Source organism: Rhodobacter capsulatus (genome assembly GCF_005144475.1).
Taxonomy (GTDB): domain Bacteria; phylum Pseudomonadota; class Alphaproteobacteria; order Rhodobacterales; family Rhodobacteraceae; genus Rhodobacter; species Rhodobacter capsulatus_C.
Window position 1 is genome coordinate 35,982 of record NZ_SWJZ01000064.1, and the last position, 21,087, is coordinate 57,068.

General features: G+C 65.6%; 17 protein-coding genes and 1 pseudogene. 7 read left to right on the forward strand and 11 right to left on the reverse strand.

The genetic code is table 11. The annotated features are described in order from the left end of the window. Positions 1 to 12: 12 nt before the first annotated feature. The 3 genes from secD to FBT96_RS14800 form a co-directional block, all read right to left on the reverse strand. Positions 13 to 1,677 (reverse strand): protein translocase subunit SecD, encoded by a 1,665-nt coding sequence (gene secD / locus FBT96_RS14790; protein WP_136907979.1) that lies wholly within the window; start codon positions 1,675 to 1,677, stop codon positions 13 to 15. A 23-nt stretch (positions 1,678 to 1,700) separates the two neighbouring features. Beyond that, on the reverse strand, positions 1,701 to 2,036 hold the full coding sequence (gene yajC, locus FBT96_RS14795; RefSeq protein WP_136907980.1) for a preprotein translocase subunit YajC: 336 nt from the start codon (positions 2,034 to 2,036) through the stop codon (positions 1,701 to 1,703). Positions 2,037 to 2,305: 269 nt separating this feature from the next. Further along, entirely contained in the window at positions 2,306 to 3,469 is a 1,164-nt protein-coding gene (locus FBT96_RS14800) for a M20 aminoacylase family protein (protein WP_136907982.1), read from the reverse strand. A gap of 62 nt (positions 3,470 to 3,531) precedes the next feature. Here FBT96_RS14800 and mazG point away from each other — a divergent pair, with 62 nt between their 5' ends. Further along, entirely contained in the window at positions 3,532 to 4,362 is an 831-nt protein-coding gene (gene mazG / locus FBT96_RS14805) for a nucleoside triphosphate pyrophosphohydrolase (RefSeq protein WP_136907984.1), read from the forward strand. Positions 4,363 to 4,407: 45 nt separating this feature from the next. Here mazG and FBT96_RS14810 read toward each other — a convergent pair whose 3' ends face one another. From FBT96_RS14810 to FBT96_RS14845, 8 genes are all read right to left on the reverse strand, one after another. Next, a complete protein-coding gene (locus tag FBT96_RS14810) occupies positions 4,408 to 5,223 on the reverse strand; it encodes a sulfite exporter TauE/SafE family protein (protein ID WP_136907986.1) in 816 nt (271 codons plus the stop codon). A gap of 1 nt (position 5,224) precedes the next feature. Then, a complete protein-coding gene (dusA, locus tag FBT96_RS14815; RefSeq protein ID WP_136907989.1) occupies positions 5,225 to 6,229 on the reverse strand; it encodes a tRNA dihydrouridine(20/20a) synthase DusA in 1,005 nt (334 codons plus the stop codon). A 241-nt stretch (positions 6,230 to 6,470) separates the two neighbouring features. Continuing rightward, entirely contained in the window at positions 6,471 to 8,030 is a 1,560-nt protein-coding gene (locus tag FBT96_RS14820; protein WP_136907991.1) for a trimethylamine methyltransferase family protein, read from the reverse strand. Positions 8,031 to 8,100: 70 nt separating this feature from the next. Next, entirely contained in the window at positions 8,101 to 9,186 is a 1,086-nt protein-coding gene (locus FBT96_RS14825) for an ABC transporter ATP-binding protein (protein ID WP_136907993.1), read from the reverse strand. Then, positions 9,179 to 10,804, reverse strand: a complete 1,626-nt coding sequence (locus tag FBT96_RS14830) for an alpha-amylase family glycosyl hydrolase (protein WP_136907995.1) — start codon at positions 10,802 to 10,804, stop codon at positions 9,179 to 9,181. Before FBT96_RS14830 ends, FBT96_RS14825 begins: the two co-directional genes overlap by 8 nt. Beyond that, entirely contained in the window at positions 10,805 to 11,953 is a 1,149-nt protein-coding gene (locus FBT96_RS14835; RefSeq protein ID WP_136907997.1) for a carbohydrate ABC transporter permease, read from the reverse strand. After that, complete coding sequence (locus FBT96_RS14840) at positions 11,950 to 12,960, reverse strand: carbohydrate ABC transporter permease (RefSeq protein WP_136907999.1); 1,011 nt, start codon at positions 12,958 to 12,960, stop codon at positions 11,950 to 11,952. Before FBT96_RS14840 ends, FBT96_RS14835 begins: the two co-directional genes overlap by 4 nt. A gap of 57 nt (positions 12,961 to 13,017) precedes the next feature. Next, complete coding sequence (locus FBT96_RS14845; protein ID WP_136908001.1) at positions 13,018 to 14,373, reverse strand: ABC transporter substrate-binding protein; 1,356 nt, start codon at positions 14,371 to 14,373, stop codon at positions 13,018 to 13,020. A gap of 271 nt (positions 14,374 to 14,644) precedes the next feature. Here FBT96_RS14845 and FBT96_RS14850 point away from each other — a divergent pair, with 271 nt between their 5' ends. The 6 genes and pseudogenes from FBT96_RS14850 (at position 14,645) to FBT96_RS14875 (ending at position 20,998) form a co-directional block, all read left to right on the forward strand. Then, positions 14,645 to 15,694 carry a LacI family DNA-binding transcriptional regulator gene (locus FBT96_RS14850; protein WP_136908003.1) on the forward strand — a complete coding sequence of 350 codons (1,050 nt, stop codon included), beginning with the start codon at positions 14,645 to 14,647 and terminating at the stop codon, positions 15,692 to 15,694. Further along, positions 15,691 to 17,019, forward strand: coding sequence for a GH1 family beta-glucosidase (locus tag FBT96_RS14855; protein ID WP_136908005.1), 1,329 nt, complete (start codon positions 15,691 to 15,693; stop codon positions 17,017 to 17,019). The genes FBT96_RS14850 and FBT96_RS14855 overlap by 4 nt, the downstream gene beginning before the upstream one ends. A 1-nt stretch (position 17,020) precedes the next feature. Next, entirely contained in the window at positions 17,021 to 17,998 is a 978-nt protein-coding gene (locus FBT96_RS14860; RefSeq protein WP_136908007.1) for a glucokinase, read from the forward strand. Positions 17,999 to 18,145: 147 nt separating this feature from the next. After that, the gene (locus FBT96_RS14865) at positions 18,146 to 18,421 is read left to right on the forward strand and encodes an STAS domain-containing protein (protein WP_136908009.1); all 276 of its coding nucleotides are present in this window, start codon (positions 18,146 to 18,148) and stop codon (positions 18,419 to 18,421) included. Further along, positions 18,418 to 18,783 (forward strand): response regulator, encoded by a 366-nt coding sequence (locus tag FBT96_RS14870; protein ID WP_013067490.1) that lies wholly within the window; start codon positions 18,418 to 18,420, stop codon positions 18,781 to 18,783. The genes FBT96_RS14865 and FBT96_RS14870 overlap by 4 nt, the downstream gene beginning before the upstream one ends. Before the next feature lie 10 nt (positions 18,784 to 18,793). Next, a pseudogene (locus tag FBT96_RS14875) lies at positions 18,794 to 20,998 on the forward strand (chemotaxis protein CheA). Positions 20,999 to 21,087: the final 89 nt, after the last annotated feature.

The window sequence follows — 21,087 nt, forward strand, 5'->3', positions numbered from 1 at the left end:
GATGGTTCCTCCTCAGATGACGATGGTCTTGGGACGACGCCAGCCGTACCAGATGACGATCATCAGCCGGACCACCCAGATCGCGGTGAAGATCGAGGCGGCGATGCCGATCATCGTGGTCACGGCGAAGCCGCGCACCGGCCCGGCCCCCAGCACGAACAGGATCGCCGAGGACAGGAACGAGGTGACGTTCGCGTCGATGATCGCCGACATCGCCTTGTCGAAGCCCAGCTCGATCGCGCGCACGGGCGATTTCCCGGCGCGGATTTCCTCGCGCATGCGTTCGTAGATCAGCACGTTGGCATCGACCGAGGTGCCGATGGTCAGCACGATCCCGGCGATCCCGGGCAGGGTCATCGTGCCGCCGATCGCGCCCATCACGGCGAAGATGAAGGCGATGTTGATGAACAGCGCCACCGAGGAAAAGAAGCCGAACAGCCCGTAGGAGGCGATCATGTAGGCCACGACCGCGACGAAGCCGATCACCGAGGCGACCATCCCCGCCTTGACGCTGTCGGCGCCCAGTTCCGGCCCGATCGTGCGTTCCTCAAGGAACGTCATGCCCGCGGGCAGTGCGCCTGCCCGCAAAAGCAGCGCCAGATCGGTGGCTTCCTCGATGCTGAAACGGCCGGTGATGATCCCCGATCCGCCCGCGATATGCGCCTGGATCGTCGGCGCCGAAATCACCTTGCCGTCCAGCACGATGGCGAAGGGCTCGCCGATATGGCTGGCGGTGTAATCGCCAAAGGCCCGCGCGCCGCTGACGTTGAAGCGGAACGACACCGCCGGGGCGCCGTTGTCGTCGGTGGTCGGGCGCGCATCGGTCAGATCATCGCCCGTCACCACCGGAACTTCGTCGAGCAGGTGGTAAAGCCCCTGCCGTTCGGCATCGGGCAGAAGTTCGTTGCCCGAGGCGACCGGCGCATTCGGGTTCGAGGTCGTGCTCAGCACCGGATGGAAGGTCAGCTTGGCAGTGGTGCCGATCAGATCCTTCAGCTCCTGCGCCGAGCCGATGCCGGGCACTTCGATCAGGATGCGGTCGGTGCCTTCGCGCATGATCGTCGGTTCGCGCGTGCCCGCCGCGTCGACGCGACGACGCACGATTTCCAGCGATTGCTGCATGGTGCGGTCATCGGTGGCTTTCTGTTCCGCCTCCGAGAGCCGGAAGACGACGGTGTCGCCCTCGGCCGTCACCTCGTAGTCGGACTGGCCGACCCCGGTCAGACTGACCACCGGGCTGGCCAGCGTCCGGGCGGCTTCGACGGCGCGGGCGATCTGCGCGCGCTCGCCGATCTGGATGCGCAATTCCCCCTCGGGCGAGGGCACGCGCCGAATCGCGCCGATGCTGGCGCGTTCGGCCGCCAGAACCTTGCGCGCCTCGGGCCAAAGCGCATCCATCCGGGCCTTGTGGACCTCGCCCAGATGCACCTCGGCCAGAAGATGCGCGCCGCCGCGCAGATCGAGCCCCAGATTGACCAGCGCCGAGGGCGCCCAATCGGGCCAGGCGGCCTTGGCGGCCTCCTGGGTCTCGGTCATCGCCCCGGTCTTTTCGAAGGCGGCAACGGCGTCGTTATGCCCTTCGACCCGGGCATAGAACATGTTGGGCGCCGCCGTGATCAATGCCGCAAGGCACAGACCCAGAATGACAAGACGCTTCCAAAGCGAAATCTGCAGCATGGCGGCGCGGCCCCGGATTCAGGTCAGGTATTGGCGGCCGGTTCGGTCTTCGACAGAACCTGCACGACGGCGCTGCGGATCATCCGCACCTTCATGTCCTTGGCGATCTCGACTTCGACTTCGCCGTCTTCGCGCAGATGCACGATCTTGCCGATGATGCCGGCCTGGGTCAGCACCATGTCTCCGCGGCGCAGCGCGTCGACCATCGCCTTGTGCTCCTTGGCTTTCTTTTGCTGCGGGCGGATCAGCAGGAAATACATGATCACGAAGATCAGGATCAGCGGCACGAATTGGCCGAAGGCGGCCAGGCCACCAGCGGCGGCAGAGGCATCCTGAGCATAGGCGGGAGAGACGAACATGGCATGGTCCTTTCGTTAGGGCCGTGGGGGCGATGCCCCGGTTTTCGGCGCGCACCCTAGCCGCGCCCCCCCGCAATGGCAAGGCAGTCGCGGCGGCGCAGGGGGGTGCTCACGGTTGTGTCAGGCAAAGGGGGCGCTGCCCCCTCTTCGGCTGCGCCGAATTCACCCCCGGGATATTTGGACCAAGGTGAAAGGGAACGGATTGGATTTCACCTTGGCGCAAATATCCCGGGGCCGCCGCTTGCGGACGGGGGCAGAGCCCCCGGGCCTCAGCGGGCCGGAAGCGCGCGCTCGACCAGCCGGGCGAAGAAGCTCGCGCCGATCGGGGCCGCCTCGTCGTTGAAATCGAAGGCCGGATGGTGCAGCCCCGCCCCCGGCCCGGTGCCAAGGAACAGATAGGCGCCCGGCCGTGCCTCGAGCATGTAGGAAAAATCCTCGGCGCCCATTTCGCGCCCGGCATCATCCTTCACCGCCTCGGGGCCGGACACTTCGCGCGCCACTTCGGCGGCAAAGCGGGCCTTGTCGCCATCGTTGATGGTCGGCGGATAGCCCTTGTCGTAGCGAATCTCGACGTTGACGCCAAAGGCCGCCGCCGTGCCCTCGACGATCTCGTGGAAGCGGCGCTCGACCATGGCGCGGACATCGGGGGTGAAGGAACGGATCGTGGCGCAGAACCAGCCGGTTTCGGGGATGATGTTGTTCGCCGTGCCGACATGGATCTGCGTCACGGAAACGACCAGCTCGTCCATCGCGAAAAGGTTGCGGCTGACGATCGTCTGCAGCGATCCGACCATCGCGGTGATCGCCGGGATCGGGTCGATGCATTCATGCGGCGTGGCCCCATGCCCGCCGCGGCCCGTCACCGTGACCCAGGCGGTGTCGACCGCGGCCATCAGCGCGCCCTGGGTGGTGTGGAAATGGCCAAAGGGCAGATTGGGCGCATTGTGGATGCCGTAAACCTCGGTGATGGCGAAACGGTCCATCACGCCTTCGCGCACCATCACCTCGCCGCCGCCGCCATCTTCCTCGGCGGGCTGAAAGAGCAGCGCCACCGTGCCCGCGAAATTCCGCGTCTCGGCCAGATACTTGGCCGCGCCCAGCAGCATCGCCGTATGGCCGTCATGGCCGCAGGCATGCATCTTGCCTTCGTGTTCCGAGGCATAATCGACCCCGGTGATCTCGTCGATCGGCAGCGCATCCATGTCGGCGCGCAGCCCGATCACGGGCCCGTCCTGACGGCCCTTGATCAGCGCCACGATCCCCGTGGTGGCGATGCCTTCGTGGATCTCGTCCACGCCGATTTCGCGCAGCCGCTCGGCCACGAAAGCGGCGGTCTTCGGCAGCTTGAATTCCAGTTCGGGGTGACGGTGCAGCCAGTGCCGCCATTCCTTCATCTCGGGGGCAAGGGCGGCGATGCGGTTGATCACGGGCATGGTGGACTCTGGGTTTTGGAAAGCGATACTGGATTAGATGGACCTGCAGGGGGCAAGAGGCAATGGCGAAACCGACCGATCCGGGGATCTTCGTGCAAACCGACAGCGTGGGGGCGGAAACCGAGCGGCTGGCGGCGATCATGGCCTGTCTGCGCGATCCCGAGAGCGGCTGCCCCTGGGATATCGCGCAGGATTTCGCCACCATCGCCCCCTATACGATCGAGGAGGCGCACGAGGTCGCCGATGCGATCGCGCGCCAAGCCTGGGGCGAATTGTCGGGCGAATTGGGCGATCTGGCGTTGCAGGTGGTCTATCATGCGCAGATGGCGGCCGAAGCCGGACATTTTTCGCTGCTTGAGGTGCTGCGCGGGATCAACGCGAAGATGATCGCGCGGCATCCGCATGTCTTCGGCGATGAAAGCCGTGTGAAGAGCGCCGCGCAACAGACGGAAGATTGGGAGAAAATCAAATCCGCCGAGCGCGCGGCCAAGGCCGAGACCGGGGTGCTCGACGGCGTCGCGCTGGGGCTTCCGGCGCTGACGCGGGCGCTGAAGCTGCAAAAGCGCGCGGCGCGGGTGGGGTTTGACTGGCCCTCCACCGCCGAGGTGGTGGCGAAGATCGTGGAAGAGGCGCAGGAGCTGGTCGAGGCCCGGGATACGCTTGGCCCCGAGGAAATCGCCGAGGAATACGGCGATCTGATGTTCGTGATGGTGAACCTTGGGCGCCATCTGGGGCTGGAGGCGGAAGCCTGTCTGCGCGCGGCGAATGGCAAGTTCACCCGGCGGTTCGCGTTTATCGAAGCGGAACTGGCGAAGGCGGGCAAGCGGCCGGCCGACAGCGATCTGGCCGAGATGGATGCGCTTTGGGACGCGGCCAAACGTTCGGGGCTTTAAGCTGGGCGCTGCCCCGCACCCCGAGGTATTTTTCGCAAGATGACGTCAGAACAGGGCTTTGCGCAGCATGTTCAGCGCGACAAGCATCAGAAAGCCCGCGAAGATGCGTTTGAGCGGTTTCGGGTCGAGCCGATGCGCGAGCGCCGCGCCCCAGGCGGCAGTCACAGCCGTGGTGGCGCCGATCACGATCAGCGCGGGCAGGTTGATCGCGCCCACCGTATAGGGCGGCGCGTTTTCGACCGGGGTCATGAGGAAGGCCACCGTCGAGGGCACCGCCATGATCACACCGAAACCCGCCGAGGTGGCGACGGCGCGATGGATCGGGATGCCGTGCAGCGTCTGCATCGGCGTCGAGATCGAGCCGCCGCCGATGCCCAGAAGCACGGAAATCGCCCCCATCAGCGGCCCGAACCAGATCCGGAAACCGCGCCCCGGCATGCCCTCGGCGAGGCGCCAGCTTTGCTTGCCAAAGGCCATGTAAAGCGCGATCGCCAGCACCAGCGTGCCGAAGATGACTGTCAGGGCATGGGTGTTCAGATGCGACACCAGAAGGACGCCGATCAGCGCGCCGCTGGCCACAAAGGGGGCCCAATCGCGCAGAAGCTGCCAATCGACCGCGCCCTTGCGGGCATGGGCGGTGACGGAACGTGTCGAGGTGATGATGATCGTCGCCATCGAGGTCGCGACGCAGACCTGCATCACCCCGTCCGCGCCATAGCCCAGACCGCTGAAAAGATAGAAGAAAGCGGGGACGAGAACGATGCCGCCGCCGACACCGAGAAGCCCCGCCAGCACCCCGGCGAAAGCGCCGACCGCCAGCAGGATCGCCAGCAGCGGCAGGACTGCGGTCAGATGCTCCATCTTACGCCCCTTGCGCCACTTCGGCCAGCGCCAGATCGTAAAGCGCCAGGCCCGCCCCCGGCCGTGTTGCCCCTTCCGACAGCACCCGCCGCCAGCCGCGCGCGCCGGGGCGGCCGTGAAACAGGCCCAGCATGTGCCGGGTGATCTGATGCAGCCGCCCGCCCGCCGCCAGATGCTGCGCAATATAGGGCTTCATCGCTTCGGCCACCGCCATCGCCGAAAGCGCCTCGCCCCGGCCCCACAGCGCCACATCGGCACCGGCCAGAACCTGCATCGGCTCCTGATAGGCGGCGCGGCCGACCATCACCCCGTCCATGCCCGCGGCCAGATGCGCCTCGACCTGGGCCAGCGTCGTCACGCCGCCGTTCAGGCTCAGGTGCAGATGCGGGAACGCGCGCTTCATCGCATGCACCAGCGGATAGTCAAGCGGCGGGATTTCCCGGTTTTCCTTGGGCGACAACCCCTGCAGCCAGGCCTTGCGGGCATGCAGCGTGAAGCGGCTGACCCCGGCCTCGGACACGGTTTTCAGAAAGGCGGGAAGCACCTCCTCGGGGATCTGATCATCGACGCCGATCCGGCATTTCACCGTCACCTCGACCGCGGCGGCGGTCTGCATCGCCTCGACGCAACGGGCGACCAGATCGGGCGTTTTCATCAAGACCGCCCCGAAGGCCCCCGATTGCACCCGGTCCGAGGGGCAGCCGACATTCAGGTTGATCTCGTCATAGCCCCAGTCGCGCGCGATCCGCGTGGCCTCGGCCAGCTCGGCCGGATCGGAGCCGCCCAGTTGCAGCGCCAGCGGGTGTTCGACGGCGCTGAAATCAAGCAGCTGCGCCCGCTTGCCATGGATCACCGCCGGGGCGGTGACCATCTCGGTGTAAAGCAGCGCGTGGCGCGAGATCATCCGGTGAAAGACCCGGCAATGCCGATCCGTCCAGTCGAGCATCGGCGCAACCGACAGACGCGCATGTGAGGAAACCCCCGCAGAGCCTTGTTTCGTATTCATTTTATCAACGGGGTTGAGAGAGGCGCCTGGCTTCATGTGAATGTGTTTTCTGCTTTCGGTGCCGCCGCAGCCCCAAACGGGGCGTGAAACGATGCGGAATGTCGACAGGGCAATCGCCCGTCGGTTGTCGATCATAAAGAGGCCCGGAAGGATCGTCCACCGGGATCGGCGCAACGAAAATCCCCCGGGGGGTCTCCCGGGGGATCGTGGCCGTGGCAAGGGGCGTGGTTCCGCCCCGACCTTACAGGAAAGCGTCCGGCACGGATGCCTTTTTCCGGGCCACATAGTCGGCCAGCGCCTCGTTGATGCCCGGATCGATCGCCGGCGCCTGATAATCACCGAGCATCTTCTTCACCCGCACGCTGGCAAGCGTCGCGGTGTCACGCGCGCCTTCCTCGTCCCAGGTCTCGAAGGGCTTGTAATCAAAGAGATCCGTCTTCCAGAACGCATCCTTGAAGTTGGCCTGCGTATGCCCGCAGCCCAGGAAGTGACCGCCCGGGCCAACCTCGCGCAGCGCCTCCATCGCCTGACCGTTCGCGCTCATGTCGATGCCCGCCGCCAAGCGATGCAGCACGCCCAGCTGATCGGCATCCATCACATATTTCTCGTAAGACGAGACCAGACCGCCTTCGAGCCAGCCGCAGGCATGCAGCATGAAGTTGACGCCCGCCAGCAACCCGATGTTGAGCGTGTTCGCCGTTTCATAGGCCGCCTGCGCATCGGGCAGTTTCGAGCCGCAGAACGAGCCCGCCGAGCGGAACGGCAGGCCCATCCGCCGCGCCAGCTGCCCGGCGCCAAGGGTGATCTGCGCCGCTTCCGGCGTGCCGAAGGTCGGCGCCCCCGAGTTCATGTCGATCGAGGTCACGAAGGCGCCGAAAATCACCGGCGCCCCCTTGCGGATGATCTGGCTGTAGGCGACGGCCACCATCACCTCGGCCAGCACCTGCGTCAGCGTGCCCGCAACCGTCACCGGCGCCATCGCGCCGCCGACGATGAAGGGCGAGACGATGCAGGCCTGGTTCGCGGCGGCGTAAACCTCCAGCGCGTCCATCATGATCGGGTCGAAGGTCAGCGGCGAGTTGATGTTGACGAGCGAGGTCATCACCGTGTTCTCGTCGACGAATTTCTCGCCAAAAAGGATCTTCGACATTTCGATCGAATCGACGCAGCGCGAGCGTTCGGTGACAGACCCCATGTAGGGCTTGTCCGACAGCGTCATATGCGCGTGCAGCATGTCGAGGTGACGCTTGTTCACCGCCACATCGGTCGGTTCGCAGACGGTGCCGCCGGAGTGGTGCAGATATTTCGACATCTGCCCGAGTTTGACGAAATTGCGGAAGTCGGCAATCGTTGCATAGCGCCGCCCGCCTTCCAGATCGCGCACGAAGGGCGGCCCGTAAACCGGCGCCAGCACAAGGCTTTTTCCGCCGATGGTGACGTTGCGGTCGGGGTTGCGGGCATGCTGCACGAAGCTTGCGGGCGCGGTCTTGCACAGCTCGCGCGCAAGGCCCTTGGGGAAGCGCACGCGCTCGCCCTGCACATCGGCCCCCACTGCGCGCCAGCGATCCAGCGCGGCCGGGTTCTCGACGAAATTGACGCCGATCTCTTCCAGCACCGTCTCGGCATTGGCTTCGATGAGCGCAAGCGCTTCCTCGTTCAGGATCTCGAGGTTCGGGATGTTGCGCTCGATGTATTTCGCGAATTCGACCCGGACCGCGGTGCGCTCGGCCCGCCGGGCCGCCCCGCCGCCGCCGCGCGCCCGCCGTCCGCCGCCTGCCGCCTGTTCGATCTCTTCGCTCATCGCGCACCTCCGCTTGGGTCTTTCCCAGTTTTACCTGACGATGGCGCGCCTTCATGCGCGGTTTGCGACATCAGCGATAAAGAAGCGACCGACCGGCGTGGAACAGATGCACCTTTTCCGGCGCCGCGGTCAGGCTGACCGTCGCGTGACGCAGCCCGGCATGAATGCCCGGCAGCTTCGCGATCACATGCGGCGCCCCCGGCTTTGCCGCAAAGTAAAGCAATGTCACCTCGCCAAGCGCTTCGACGATCTCGACCGCGCCGGTAAAAAGACCGCCTTTTGTGATCACGGTCAGATCCTCGGGCCGCACGCCGATATTCACCCGCAACCCCAGGTCTTCCGCCCGCGTCGGCACGGTCGATTCTGCCGTGCCGCCCTCGTCCAGCGTGATCACAGTTCGCGCCTCGGCTTCCGTGATCACACCCGGCAGCAGGTTCATCTGCGGCGAACCGATGAATTGCGCGACGAACTCGGTTTCGGGCTTTTCGTAAAGCGCGAGCGGCGTGCCGACCTGGGCGATGCCCTTGTTCGCCAGCACGACGATCCGGCTGGCCAGCGTCATCGCCTCGACCTGATCATGGGTGACATAGATCATCGTGCGTTCGGGCATCGCCTCTTTCAACTGCGCGATCTCGATCCGCGTCGCCACCCGCAGCGCGGCGTCAAGGTTCGAGAGCGGTTCGTCGAACAGATAGACCTTGGGGTCGCGCACGATCGCCCGCCCGATGGCGACGCGCTGACGCTGCCCGCCCGAAAGCGCTTTCGGCAGCCGGTCGAGATAGGGCGTCAGCTGCAGGATGCGCGCGGCGTTTTCGACAGCTTTGTCAATCTCTTGCCGGGGCTTCTTCGCAATCTTCAGGGCGAATTCCATGTTCTGCCGCACCGTCATGTGCGGATAAAGCGCGTAGCTTTGAAACACCATCGCAATGCCGCGCTGCGCGGGGGGCATGTCGTTCACCCGCAGGCCGTCGATGCGCAATTCGCCCGCGCTGATCCGCTCAAGCCCCGCGATCATCCGCAGAAGTGTCGATTTTCCACAGCCCGAAGGGCCGACGAAAACGATCAGCTCGCCCGCCTTGATGTCGAGGTCGATGTCCCTCAGAACATCCACCTCGCCATAGGATTTGCCGACGCCGGTCAGCTTCAGATCAGCCATGATGCCCTCCGCCCCGACGCAAGATCGCGTGCCCCCAGGGGCACAGCGCCACCGTGCCCCCGGCCGGCACGGCGCCGTCCAGCGCGGTACAATCCCCGGCACAGATGACAGTTGCCGGATTATCGGTCAGGTTGAACAGGCAAAGCAGCTCGGTTTCGCCTTCCGAGCGCAGAAACCGCAGCACGCCCGTCTCGGCGGCGATCCCGGTCATCGCCCCCTTTGCCAAAGCCGGATGGGCATGGCGCAGCGCAATCGCCCGGCGATAGTGGTGGATCAGCGCCCCGGGATCGCCTTCGACGACATCGGGCGCCAGCGCGCAATGGGACGCCGGAACCGGCAACCAGGGCTTTGCCGTCGAAAACCCGCCCTGCGGATCGTTGCCCTGCCAGACCATCGGCGTCCGGCAGCCATCACGCCCCTTGAACTCGGGCCAGAATTCCTTGCCATAGGGGTCTTGCAGATCCTCATAGGCGATCTCGGCCTCGGGCAGGCCCAGTTCCTCGCCCTGATAGAGGCAGACCGAGCCGCGCAGGCACATCAGCAGCGTGGTGTAGCACCGCGCCGCCGGGTCGGAGAGCGACCAGCGACTGATGTGGCGCACGACATCGTGGTTGGAATAGGCCCAGCAGGCCCAGCCTTCGGGGGCGACGGTCTCGACCTTGCGGAAGACCTCGGCGATGTCCTCGGCCCGCAAGGCGGCATGGCCCGAGAGCAGCTCGAAGGCATAGGACATCTGCATCGCCTCCGTCCCCGAGGTATACTCGCCAAGGATCTCGAGCCCGCGCTGGCTGTCGCCGATCTCGCCCACTGCGGCGGCCTTGTAGTCATCCATCAGCTTGCGCAATTTCCGCAGAAAAACAATGTTCTGCGGGTGGTTCTTGTCGTAGATGTGACGCTGGTGGTTGTAGGGATTGACCTTGGGCGCGGTCTGATCGTTGCGCTCCTCGGGCGGCAGCGGCGGATTATTGCGCAACTCGGAATCATGCATGTAGAAGTTGATCGTATCAAGCCGGAAGCCGTCGACGCCCCGGTCAAGCCAGAACTTCGCCACGCCCAGAAGCGCCTCCTGCAGCTCGGGGCAATGAAAGTTCAGGTCGGGCTGCGCAGTCAGGAAGTTGTGCAGATAGTATTGCTCGCGCCGGGCATCCCAGGCCCAGGCCGGGCCGCCGAAGATCGACAGCCAGTTGTTCGGCGCCGTGCCGTCGGGCTTCGGCTCGGCCCAGACATACCAATCGGATTTCGGATTTTCCCGGCTTTGGCGGCTTTCCCGGAACCACGGGTGCTGATCGGACGTATGCGAGAGCACGAGATCGATCAGCACCTTCAGTCCGAGGTCATGCGCCCGGGCAATCAGCGCGTCGAAATCGGCCAGCGTGCCAAAGAGCGGATCGACATCGCAATAATCGCTGACGTCATAGCCGAAATCCTTCATCGGCGAGGTGAAAAAGGGCGAAATCCAGATCGCATCGACGCCAAGGCTGGCCACATGATCCAGCCGCCGGGTGATCCCGGGCAGATCGCCGACCCCGTCGCCATTGGTGTCCTGAAAGCTGCGCGGGTAGATCTGATAGATCACCGCACCGCGCCACCAGTCGGGGGATTTCTCAAGGAAGGTCATTCAGCCACCTTTCACCGAGCCGGCCAGCAGGCCGCGCACCAGATATTTCTGCAACGCAAAGAAGACGCAAAGCGGCACCGCGATCGAGACGAAAGCCGAAGCCGCAAGGATTTCCCAATCGCCGCCGCGCGAGCCCAAAAGCGCGCGCAAAGCCCCGGTCATCACCTGGGTATCTGTGGAATTTCCAAGGAAAACAGTGGCTACGAGGAGGTCGTTCCAAACCCAGAGGAACTGGAAAATGGCAAAAGACGCCAGCGCCGGGAAGGAGAGCGGCAGCACGATGCGGCGAAAGATCTGGAATTCGGTGGCGCCATCGACGCGGGCCGACTCGATGATCTCGCGCGGCAGGCCGACCATGTAGTTGCGCAAAAGGTAAATGGCGAGCGGCAGGCCGAAGCCGGTATGGGCAAGCCAGATGCCGAGGTAGCTCTGGTTCAGGCCGATCTGATTGTGCAGCTTGAGAAGCGGGATCAGCGCCAGTTGCAAGGGCACCACCAGCAGGCCGACGATCACCGCCACCAGAAGCGCGCGTCCCGGGAACCGCATCCAGGCCAAAGCATAGGCCGCAAAGGCGGCAATCAGGATCGGGATGATGGTGGCCGGGATCGTCACCGTCATCGTGTTCAGAAAGGCCCGCCCGATCCCCTCGGCTGTGATCACACGGGCATAATTCTCGGTGGTCAGACGCGGCGGGGCCACGGTGGTGATGAAGATCCGCATGCCGCGCCCCTCGGCAAAAGCTGTCGGAGAGGTCAGCCGATAATCGCCATTTTCCGCAACCGTCAGACGTTGCCCGTCTTTCAGATCGGCCGTCTCTCCGGGGGCATAGGCGGCGGGCGCCTTTGACGACACCCCCCAGGATCTCAGCTCAGCTTTCGGCGGCAAGACATTGCCGGATATGACAAAAACATCGCCCTCCCGGGTCTGGTCCGCAGCCGTTCCGGCGCGCACGAAATCGGTGGCCGTCGCCGAAAACGCCGCCCGCCACCAGCCCGAGGTGATGATCTGATCGCGGTCCCGGAACGACGACACGAGCAAACCCACCGTCGGGATCGTCCAGAGCAGCACCAGCGCCGCCGCCGCCAGATTGACCGCCCAGACCAGCGCCGCAGACCTCCCGGCCAGACCTTTTGCGCCCCGTGCCGTCATCCCTGCATCTCCCGGTTCGCAGTGCGGATGTTCCAGACCATGATCGGCGTCACCAAGGCCATGATCACCAGCGCCACCGTCGAGGCCCGCCCGGTGTCATTCGCCCGGAACATCCAGTCGAACATCAGGTTCGCCATCACCTGCGTGCCCCATTGCCCGTTCGTCATCGTCAGCACGATGTCGAAGACCTTCAGCACGGTGATGGTGATCGTCGTCCAGACAACCGCGATCGTACCCCAGATCTGCGGCACCTTGATGCGGAAAAAGATCTGCAAGGGCGTCGCCCCGTCAATCGTCGCCGCCTCGAGGGTTTCCTCGGGAATGCCGCGCAGCGCCGCCGACAGGATCACCATCGCAAAGCCGGTCTGGATCCAGATCAGCACCACCATCAGCAGGAACGAATTCCAGCCCGGCACCGTCAGCCAAGCCCGTGCCGTGCCCCCCAGACTGGTGACCAGCGCCGAGAGCAGACCGATCTCGGCCTGACCCTCGCCGCGATAGTCATAGACGAATTTCCACACCACCGCGGCGCCGACAAAGGACACTGCCATCGGCATGAAGATCAGCGATTTCGCGACATTCCCCCAGCGGATGCGGTCGGTCAGCGCGGCCGCGACAAGGCCGAAAAACGTCGCCATAGTCGGCACAACAACGAGCCACAAGGCATTGTTGCGCAAGGATTCGTAGAATTTGCCATCAGCCAGAAGCCAGCGGTAGTTGGCAAGCCCCACAAAGGTCTCGCCGCGGCTGTCATGGAAGGACAGCCAGATCGAGACGAAGATCGGATAGACCAGATAGACGCCAAGCGCGATCAGCGCCGGTCCCAGAAACAGCCAGGGCCGGATCGTCGCCGACAGCGCCAGATTGCGGCCGATCTTCGGCCCGCGCGGCGGCAGCACCGCATCCAGCGCCAGGTTCGACAGCCAGAACCAGGCGACGCAGCCGAAGACGCCGATCACGATGGTCGAGAGCGCCGACAGCGCCTGCGCGATCAAGGTCTGATCCATCCGCCCCCTCCCCGAAGCGTTTGAGGCACGCCGTCCGGCATGCCCCGTCGGTTGCGCTTACTTGATCGCGTCCCAGGATTTCTGGATCTCGGTCGCGACGGTGGCGCTGTCCTTGCCGCCGACGTAATCGACCATGCCGGTCCAGAACGTGCCCGCGCCCACCGCGCCCGGCATCAGATCCGAGCCGTCAAAGCGGAAGGTCGAGGCATTGAGCAGGATCTGCCCCATCTTCTTCAGCGTCGCATCGCCGTAAACCTCGGGGTTCACCGTCTTAAGCGGCGTCAGGAAACCCGTCTGCGCCATCCAGATTTCATGCGCGATCGGCGTTTGCAGGAAGTCGAAAAAGGCTTTGGCGGCCGGGCTTTCCCGCGTCATCACGAAGACCGTGCCCGCGCCCAACACCGGCTTGCCCAGATCCTTGCCCGCATAGGCCGGGAAATAGAAGAAATCGACATCCTCGCCGATCTGCGTGCCTTCGGGGAAGAAACTCGGGATGAACGAGGCCTGCCGGTGCATGTAGCATTGCGGCGGCGAGGTGAAGAGCCCCTTCGGACTGTCGCGGAAATCGGTCGCGCCCACGGCCCCCGCGCCCCCGGCCACAAAGGCGTCCGTCTTTGCGAACCAGCCGAAATCGTCGATCGCGGCCCGCACCTTGGGGTCGGTGAAGGGCAGCGCATTCGTCGTCCAGGCGTCGTAATCGGCGGGCGTGTTGTTGCGCAGCATCATGTCCTCGACCCAATCGGTCGCGGGCCAGCCCGTCGCGGGCCCCGATCCCAGCCCGATGCACCAGGGCGTGCCGCCGTCCGCCACGATTTTTTCGGTCAGCGCCTTCAGCTCTTCCATCGTCTGCGGCACCTCATAGCCCGCATCCTCGAAATTCTCGGGGCTGAACCAGACCAGCGATTTCAGATCGATCTTGTAAAACAGGCCATAAAGCGCCTTCGTGCCATCGGGCCCGGCATAGCTGCCCAGATCGACCCAGCTTTGCCCGGCGGCGTAATTCGTGGCCAGCCAGCTTTGCGCCTGTGCCCCCAAAGGCACCAGCTTGCCGCGCCGCGCCAGATCGGCGGCCAGACCGGGCTGCGGCACCACCGCGATATCGGGCGGCGATCCGGCCTCGACATTGACCATGATGCGCTGCTCGAAGCCGTCGCCGCCGTTATATTCGACACGCGCCCCCGTCGCCGCCTCGAAAGCCGCCAGCACGGTTTCGAACAGGGCCTTGTCAACGCCCCCCCAGGGACCGTCGATCACCAGCTTCTGCCCCGTCAGGTCGTGGCGCGCCTTGAAGCTGTCGAAACTGTCCCAATGAAACCGGGCATCCTCCCCCGGAGCGAATTTCATCTCGCGCGCAAGCGCCCCCGAGGTGGCCAGCGCAAGCACCGCCGCGCCCAGCAAAAGATGTTTCGTCATTGCGTCCTCCCGAGACCGGGCCCAGGGCCCTTGACCGCTGCGGCCCGGGGCGGATCCGACTCGACCCCAAAGCGCTTTGGATGCGAAAGCGTCCTCCAAAGCGGTTTCAAAGTCAACCGCGGCACAAGCTGCAGTTGCAGCATTCACGGGGGTTCATGCTGCATCGGCAGCATCAGCCGCCGCGCCACGATCCGATTGACGCCCCCCGGCCGAGAGCGGTAGGCTCGGCCTATCCAAACCGCTTTGAACAGCGGTCACACCGGACCCCGCCATGAACCTCAAAGACCTCGCGCAGCATCTGGGGCTTTCGCCGACCACCGTCAGCCGGGCGCTGAACGGCTTTCCCGAAGTGGCCGAGGCGACGCGGGCCCGGGTCGAGGCGGCGGCGCGGCAGCACAACTACAGGCCGAACACCCAGGCGAAGCGGCTGGCCACCGGCCGGGCGATGGCGATCGGCCATGTGATCCCGATTTCGACCCAGCACGAGATCGTCAACCCGGTCTTTGCCGATTTCATCGCCGGCGCCGGCGAGGTCTATGCGCGGGCGGGCTATGACATGGCTCTGACCCTCGTGCCCGACGCCGATCAGGAGCGCGCCTATCGCGAGATCCGCTCCAAGGGCAATGTCGATGGCATCATCCTGCACGGGCCGCGGGCGGGCGATGCGCGGATCGCGCTTCTGCAAGACCTCGGCCTGCCCTTTGTGGTGCATGGCCGCGCTTCGGGGGTCGCGCGGCGCTATGCCTTTGTCGACGTGAACAATTCCCGCGCCTTTGAACGCGCGACGCGGTTCCTGCTCGACCTTGGCCACCGCCGCATCGCGCTGGTGAACGGCATCGAGACGATGGATTTCGCGCTGCGCCGCCGCCGCGGCTTCGAGCGCGCGCTGGCGGCGGCCGATCTGACCGCCGATCCCGGCCTGATGGTGGCGGGCGAGATGACCGAGGCGCAGGGGCATGATGCAGCCCGCGCGATGCTGCGCCGCGCCGAGCCGCCCACGGCTTTCCTGACCTCCTCGCTGCTCTCGGCGATGGGGGTGCGGCGGGCACTGTGGGAGGAAGGTCTGGTGATGGGCCGCGATGTCTCGATCGTCACCCATGACGACGAGCTTGGCTATCTGAAGAACGGCGCCGAGGAGCCGATCTTTACCGCCACCCGCTCTTCGGTGCGCGAGGCCGGGCGACGCTGTGCGGCGATGCTTTTGCGGATGATCGAGGCGCCAGCGCCCGAGCCCGTCTCGGATCTGCTCGAGGCGGTCCTGGTCGTCGGAAGCTCCACAGGACCGGCCCGCAACCCTCTGGCCTTGAAAGACAATCCATGACCGCCCTGCCCCCGCGTTCGGCCTTTCCGCAAGGCTTCCTGTTTGGTGCCGCCACCTCCTCCTATCAGATCGAGGGGCATGGGTTCGGCGGCGCAGGCCCGACGCATTGGGACACTTTCGCCGCCACGCCGGGCAATGTGAAGGGGGCGGACACCGGCGCCCGCGCCTGTGATCACTACCACCGCTGGGCCGAGGATCTTGACCTTGTGGCGGCGGCGGGGTTTGACTCCTATCGCTTTTCCACCTCCTGGGCCCGCGTCCTGCCCGAGGGCCGCGGCGCGGTGAATGCCGAGGGGCTCGATTTCTACGACCGTCTGGTCGATGGCATGCTGGAACGCGGGCTGAAACCGGCGCTGACGCTGTACCATTGGGAACTGCCCGCGGCGCTGGCCGATCTGGGCGGCTGGCGCAACCGCGACGTGGCGCAGTGGTTTGGCGATTTCACCCGGATCATCGCCGGGCGGCTCGGCGACCGGATCTGGTCCGCCGCCCCGATCAACGAGCCCTGGTGCGTGGGGTGGCTCTCGCATTTCCTTGGCCTGCATGCACCGGGCCTGCGCGACATCCGCGCGACGACCCGGGCGATGCATCACCTCTGCCTGGCGCATGGCACCGCGATCGGCGTGCTGCGCGCCGAAGGGGTGACGAACCTCGGCGCCGTTTGCAATTTCGAACATGCCCTGCCCGCCGAAGACACCCCGGAATATCACGCCGCAGCAAGGCGTTACGACGCGATCCTCAATCGCTTCTTCGTCGAGGCGATGTTCCTTGGCCGCTACCCTTCGGAGGTTCTGGAGGGCTTCGCCCCCCATCTGCCCAAGGGCTGGGAGCAGGATTTCCCCACCATCACCGCGCCGCTCGACTGGTTCGGGATCAACTATTACACCGCCAAACGCATCGGCCCCGCCGCCGGTCCCTGGCCCGGCACGGCCGAGCTTCCCGGCCCTCTGCCCAAGACCGCCTTGGGCTGGGAAATCTGCCCCGAGGGGCTGAGCCATCTGCTGACCCGGCTGCAGCGCGACTACACCGGCACGACACCGCTTTACATCACCGAAAACGGCATGGCGGCCGAGGACCGGCTGATCAATGGCCGCTGCGTCGACGCAGACCGCATCACCTATCTGGCCGCGCATCTGCAGGCCTGCCGGGCCGCGATCGCCGCGGGCGTGCCCGTGGCGGGCTATTACGCCTGGTCGCTTCTCGACAATTACGAATGGGCCGAGGGCTATGCGGGCCGCTTCGGTCTTGTCCATGTCGATTTCGAAAGCTTGCAGCGCACCCCCAAGGCATCCTATCACGCGATCAAGAAGGCCCTGGAGCGCTGAGATGATCACTGCCACCCCGAACCGTTACGCGCTTCTGGCCGATATCGGCGGCACCAACACCCGGGTGGCGCTGTCCGAACACGGGCAGCTCCTGCCCGAATCGATCCGTCGTTATGCCAATGCCGGGCGGCCCGCGCTGGAGCCGATCCTGGCGGAGTACATGCAGACCGAGGGCGTCACCGATCTGGCGGGCGCCTGCGTCGCCGCGGCGGGGCCGGTGCGCGATGGCGTGGCGCATATGACCAATCTTTCCTGGGTGATCGAAAGCGCCGCCATCGCCCACGTCACCGGCGCCGAGACGGTTGCGGTGCTGAACGACCTGCAGGCGCAGGGCCATGCGCTGGGCCATCTTGCCCCCGGGGCGGTGGCGACCATCCTGCCCGGCCAGCCCGCGCGGCCCGGCTCGGCGCAGCTTGTCATCGGTGTGGGCACCGGCTTCAACGCCGCCCCCGTGCACGAGGCCCCGGGCGGACGCATCGTCACCGCCTCGGAATGCGGCCACATCACCTTGCCCACCGTCACCGACGAAGACATCCGCCTGATGCGCTTTGTCGAGGCGGCGCATGGCTTTGCCGCGGTCGAGGACGTGCTGTCCGGCCGCGGTCTCGAACGTGTCTTCGCCTTCGCCGCCGCCGAGGCCGGGCAGCCGCAAAGCCGCACCGCCGCCGAGGTGATGGCCGAAATCACCGGCCGCAGCCCGCTTGGCCTGGAAACCGCCCGCATCTTCGTGCGCCATCTCGGCGCGGTCGTCGGCGATCTGGCGCTGATTCACCTGCCCTTCGGCGGCATCCATCTGTGCGGCGGCGTCGCCCGCGCCTTCACCCCGCTGCTGGCCGAGTTCGGAATCGCCGCGGCGATGCAGGCCAAGGGCCGGTTTTCCGACTTTCTCGCCGCTTTCCCGCTGCGGGTGATCGAGGATGATTACGCTGCCCTCGTCGGTTGTGCCGCGCATTTGCACGCCTGCGCCCCGCGGATCTGACCGAACTCCGTAAAAGGCGACAAGATCGCGCGGAAAAACCCTGCGCCGTCAAACCTTATTTAACCCGCAGCCGCTAATCCTCTTTCATGCAGGAATGAAAGGGGAACACGTGTCCGTTTTCCAAACCCATATTTTGGCGAGGTCGGAATGACCACGATTGCCCTCGCCTCCCGGCTCGACCTGTCTCAGGTCACACCGCTCGCCACGGCCTTGCGCGGTGCGGCCGGTGCCGATCTCGTCCTTGATGCCTCGGCCGTCACCCATCTGGGCGGTCTTGCGCTGCAAGTCCTCGCTTCCGCCGCCAAAAGCGCCCGGCAGGCCGGAACTTCCCTCATCATCACGCCGCGTTCGGAGGCTTTCGACGACGCTCTTGCCGTCTTCGGAGTGACCGCCGCGGATCTTCAAACCGGAGAGGCCGCATGAGCCTGACTGTTCTGGCGGTCGATGACAGCCGCACCATCCGCGACATGCTGAAACTCGCGCTGACCGACGCGGGGATCACATTGCATCTCGCCGAAGACGGGGTCCACGGGCTCGAAGTGCTCGACGGCATCGCCCCCGATGCGATCATTTCCGACATCAACATGCCGCGCCTTGACGGCTTCGGCTTCATCGAGGCGGTGCGGGCGCAAGACAAGCACCGGGCGACGCCGATCCTCGTGCTGACCACCGAATCCGCCCCGGAACTCAAGGCACGCGCCCGTGCCGCCGGGGCCACCGGCTGGATCGTGAAGCCTTTCGACCCGCCGAAGCTGGTCAAGGCGCTGCAAATGGTTACCGGCTAAGGAGAGCGTGATGGCAACGGACCCGATGGCAGAAATCCGGGCCAGTTTCTTCGTCGAATGCGAAGAACTGCTCGAAAGCCTGCAGGATGCCCTGTCCGACATGGACGAGGGCAACCATGACAACGAGACGATCAACATCGTCTTCCGCGCGGTCCATTCCATCAAGGGCGGCGCGGGAGCTTTCGGGCTTGACGCGCTGGTCGGTTTTGCCCACCGCTACGAAACCGTGCTGGACGAACTGCGCTCGGGCCGGATGACGATCACGCCCGAGGCGATGAAGCTGTTCTTCCAGGCGGCCGACTTCCTGCAAGACCATGTCCGCGCCGCGCGCGATGCCGCCCCCCCGCCCGATGGCTCGGAGGATTGCCTCGTCGCGCTCGAAGCGCTGATCGGCGGCGGCGCCGGTCCCGCGGTCGAGGAAGACGTGAGCGATTTTCAACCGATGGGGCTCGCCTTCGATTTCGGCCCTGTCGAAACAGCCACGGCGACCCCGGTCTGGACGGTGCGCTTCCGTCCCGCGGCGGCGCTTTACAGCTCGGGCAACGAGCCGCTGCACCTGTTGCGCGCGCTTGGCAAGCTGGGCGCTGGCATCACGCGCTGCGATCTGACGCGTCTGCCGACGCTTGAAGCCCTCGACCCAGAGAGTTCCTGGCTCGAATGGACGGTCGAAATCACTGGCGACGTGACCGATTTCGACATCCGCGAGGTCTTCGACTTCGTCGAGGATGTCTGCGAAATCGAGATCATCAACGGCGCGGCCGACACGGCGCTTTCCGATCCGGGCGGGTTCCCGCTGCCGGAGGTCGACGCCCCCGGGCTGCCCGATCTGCCGCCGCTGGCGCAGGATCCGCAAGACCCGGTTCCGCTTGCCCCCGCTCCGGCGCCGCAAGCCGAAATCGTCCCGCTGCCGAAGTCCGAACCCCGGGCCGAGGTCACTCCGCCCCCTTTTGTCGCGGTTGACCAGGCGGCGGCACCGGCTGGCGGCGCTGCGCCGCGGGAAGCCGCGTCCGAGCCCTCGGCGACGGTGCGGGTCGATCTCGACCGCATCGACCGGCTGGTCAACCTTGTTGGCGAGCTGGTGATCAACTAGGCGATGCTGGCGCAAAGCGTGGCCGAGGCCGGGCTGCCGCCGAATTCGGCGGTGATGACCGGGCTTGAAGCCTTCATGATGCTGACCCGCGACATCCAGGACAGCGTGATGATGATTCGCGCCCAGCCGGTGAAGCCGCTGTTCCAACGCATGGCGCGGATCGTGCGCGAAGCCTCGGGCGCGGTCGGCAAGGAGGTGCGTCTGCGCACCGAGGGCGAGGCGACCGAAGTCGACAAGACGGTGATCGAACGGCTCGCCGATCCGCTCACCCACATGATCCGCAACGCCGTCGATCACGGGCTCGAGCGGCCGGACAAACGCCGCGCCGCGGGCAAGACCGCCGAAGGGGTGATCACGCTCTCGGCCCAGCATCGCTCGGGCCGGGTGGTGATCGAGGTTGCCGATGACGGCGCCGGGATCAACCGCCCGAAAGTGCGCGAAATCGCCATCTCCAAGGGGCTGATCCCGCCGGATGCGCAGCTGAGCGACAGCGAGATCGACAACCTGCTGTTCCTGCCCGGTTTTTCGACGGCGGATCAGGTCTCGGCCCTGTCGGGTCGCGGCGTCGGCATGGATGTCGTGCGCCAGGCGATCCAGTCGCTCGGCGGTCGCATCACCATCCATTCCGAACCCGGCAAGGGCACGCGCTTCTCGATCTCGCTGCCGCTGACGCTGGCCGTTCTCGATGGCATGGTGGTGAATGTGGCGGGCGAAACCCTTGTCGTGCCGCTCTCGGCGATCCTTGAAACCGCCACGCTGACCGACGAGGACATCCGGGCGCTTGGCCCGAACACCAACGTGATCCATGTCCGGGGCGCCTTCGTGCCGCTTTACGATCTGGGGGCGGAACTTGGCTACCGCGCGCCGAAATCCAGCTATGCCGGTGGCATCGTGCTGCTGACGGCGCAGGAAAATGGCACCCGTTCGGCCCTTGTCGTCGATTCGATCCTCGAACAGCGGCAAGTGGTGATCAAGGGGCTGCAGCGCAGCTACGGCCATATCCCCGGCGTTGCCGCCGCCACCATCCTTGGCGATGGCCAGATCGCCCTGATCCTCGACCCGCCCGATCTTGTTCAAAACGCTTCCGGACGTACCCGGAGCCCAGCCTTCGCTCTTGCAGGATGACCGCCATGCCCCTGGAAAAAAGCTCGCAAAATTCCTCCGAAGTCGAACTCCTGTCCTTCCGGCTTGCCGACTAGGAATACAGCGTCGAC

Excerpts from the sequence above, each read along its gene's own strand:
- FBT96_RS14820 (WP_136907991.1), bottom strand. The coding sequence starts at position 8,030 with ATGAGCGAAGAGATCGAACAGGCGGCAGGCGGCGGACGGCGGGCGCGC.
- FBT96_RS14840 (WP_136907999.1), bottom strand. The coding sequence starts at position 12,960 with ATGGATCAGACCTTGATCGCGCAGGCGCTGTCGGCGCTCTCGACCATC.
- FBT96_RS14830 (WP_136907995.1), bottom strand. The coding sequence starts at position 10,804 with ATGACCTTCCTTGAGAAATCCCCCGACTGGTGGCGCGGTGCGGTGATC.
- secD (WP_136907979.1), bottom strand. The coding sequence starts at position 1,677 with ATGCTGCAGATTTCGCTTTGGAAGCGTCTTGTCATTCTGGGTCTGTGC.
- FBT96_RS14845 (WP_136908001.1), bottom strand. The coding sequence starts at position 14,373 with ATGACGAAACATCTTTTGCTGGGCGCGGCGGTGCTTGCGCTGGCCACC.
- FBT96_RS14800 (WP_136907982.1), bottom strand. The coding sequence starts at position 3,469 with ATGCCCGTGATCAACCGCATCGCCGCCCTTGCCCCCGAGATGAAGGAA.
- FBT96_RS14870 (WP_013067490.1), top strand. The coding sequence starts at position 18,418 with ATGAGCCTGACTGTTCTGGCGGTCGATGACAGCCGCACCATCCGCGAC.
- FBT96_RS14855 (WP_136908005.1), top strand. The coding sequence starts at position 15,691 with ATGACCGCCCTGCCCCCGCGTTCGGCCTTTCCGCAAGGCTTCCTGTTT.
- FBT96_RS14850 (WP_136908003.1), top strand. The coding sequence starts at position 14,645 with ATGAACCTCAAAGACCTCGCGCAGCATCTGGGGCTTTCGCCGACCACC.
- mazG (WP_136907984.1), top strand. The coding sequence starts at position 3,532 with ATGGCGAAACCGACCGATCCGGGGATCTTCGTGCAAACCGACAGCGTG.
- FBT96_RS14860 (WP_136908007.1), top strand. The coding sequence starts at position 17,021 with ATGATCACTGCCACCCCGAACCGTTACGCGCTTCTGGCCGATATCGGC.
- FBT96_RS14865 (WP_136908009.1), top strand. The coding sequence starts at position 18,146 with ATGACCACGATTGCCCTCGCCTCCCGGCTCGACCTGTCTCAGGTCACA.
- FBT96_RS14810 (WP_136907986.1), bottom strand. The coding sequence starts at position 5,223 with ATGGAGCATCTGACCGCAGTCCTGCCGCTGCTGGCGATCCTGCTGGCG.
- FBT96_RS14825 (WP_136907993.1), bottom strand. The coding sequence starts at position 9,186 with ATGGCTGATCTGAAGCTGACCGGCGTCGGCAAATCCTATGGCGAGGTG.
- dusA (WP_136907989.1), bottom strand. The coding sequence starts at position 6,229 with ATGAATACGAAACAAGGCTCTGCGGGGGTTTCCTCACATGCGCGTCTG.
- yajC (WP_136907980.1), bottom strand. The coding sequence starts at position 2,036 with ATGTTCGTCTCTCCCGCCTATGCTCAGGATGCCTCTGCCGCCGCTGGT.
- FBT96_RS14835 (WP_136907997.1), bottom strand. The coding sequence starts at position 11,953 with ATGACGGCACGGGGCGCAAAAGGTCTGGCCGGGAGGTCTGCGGCGCTG.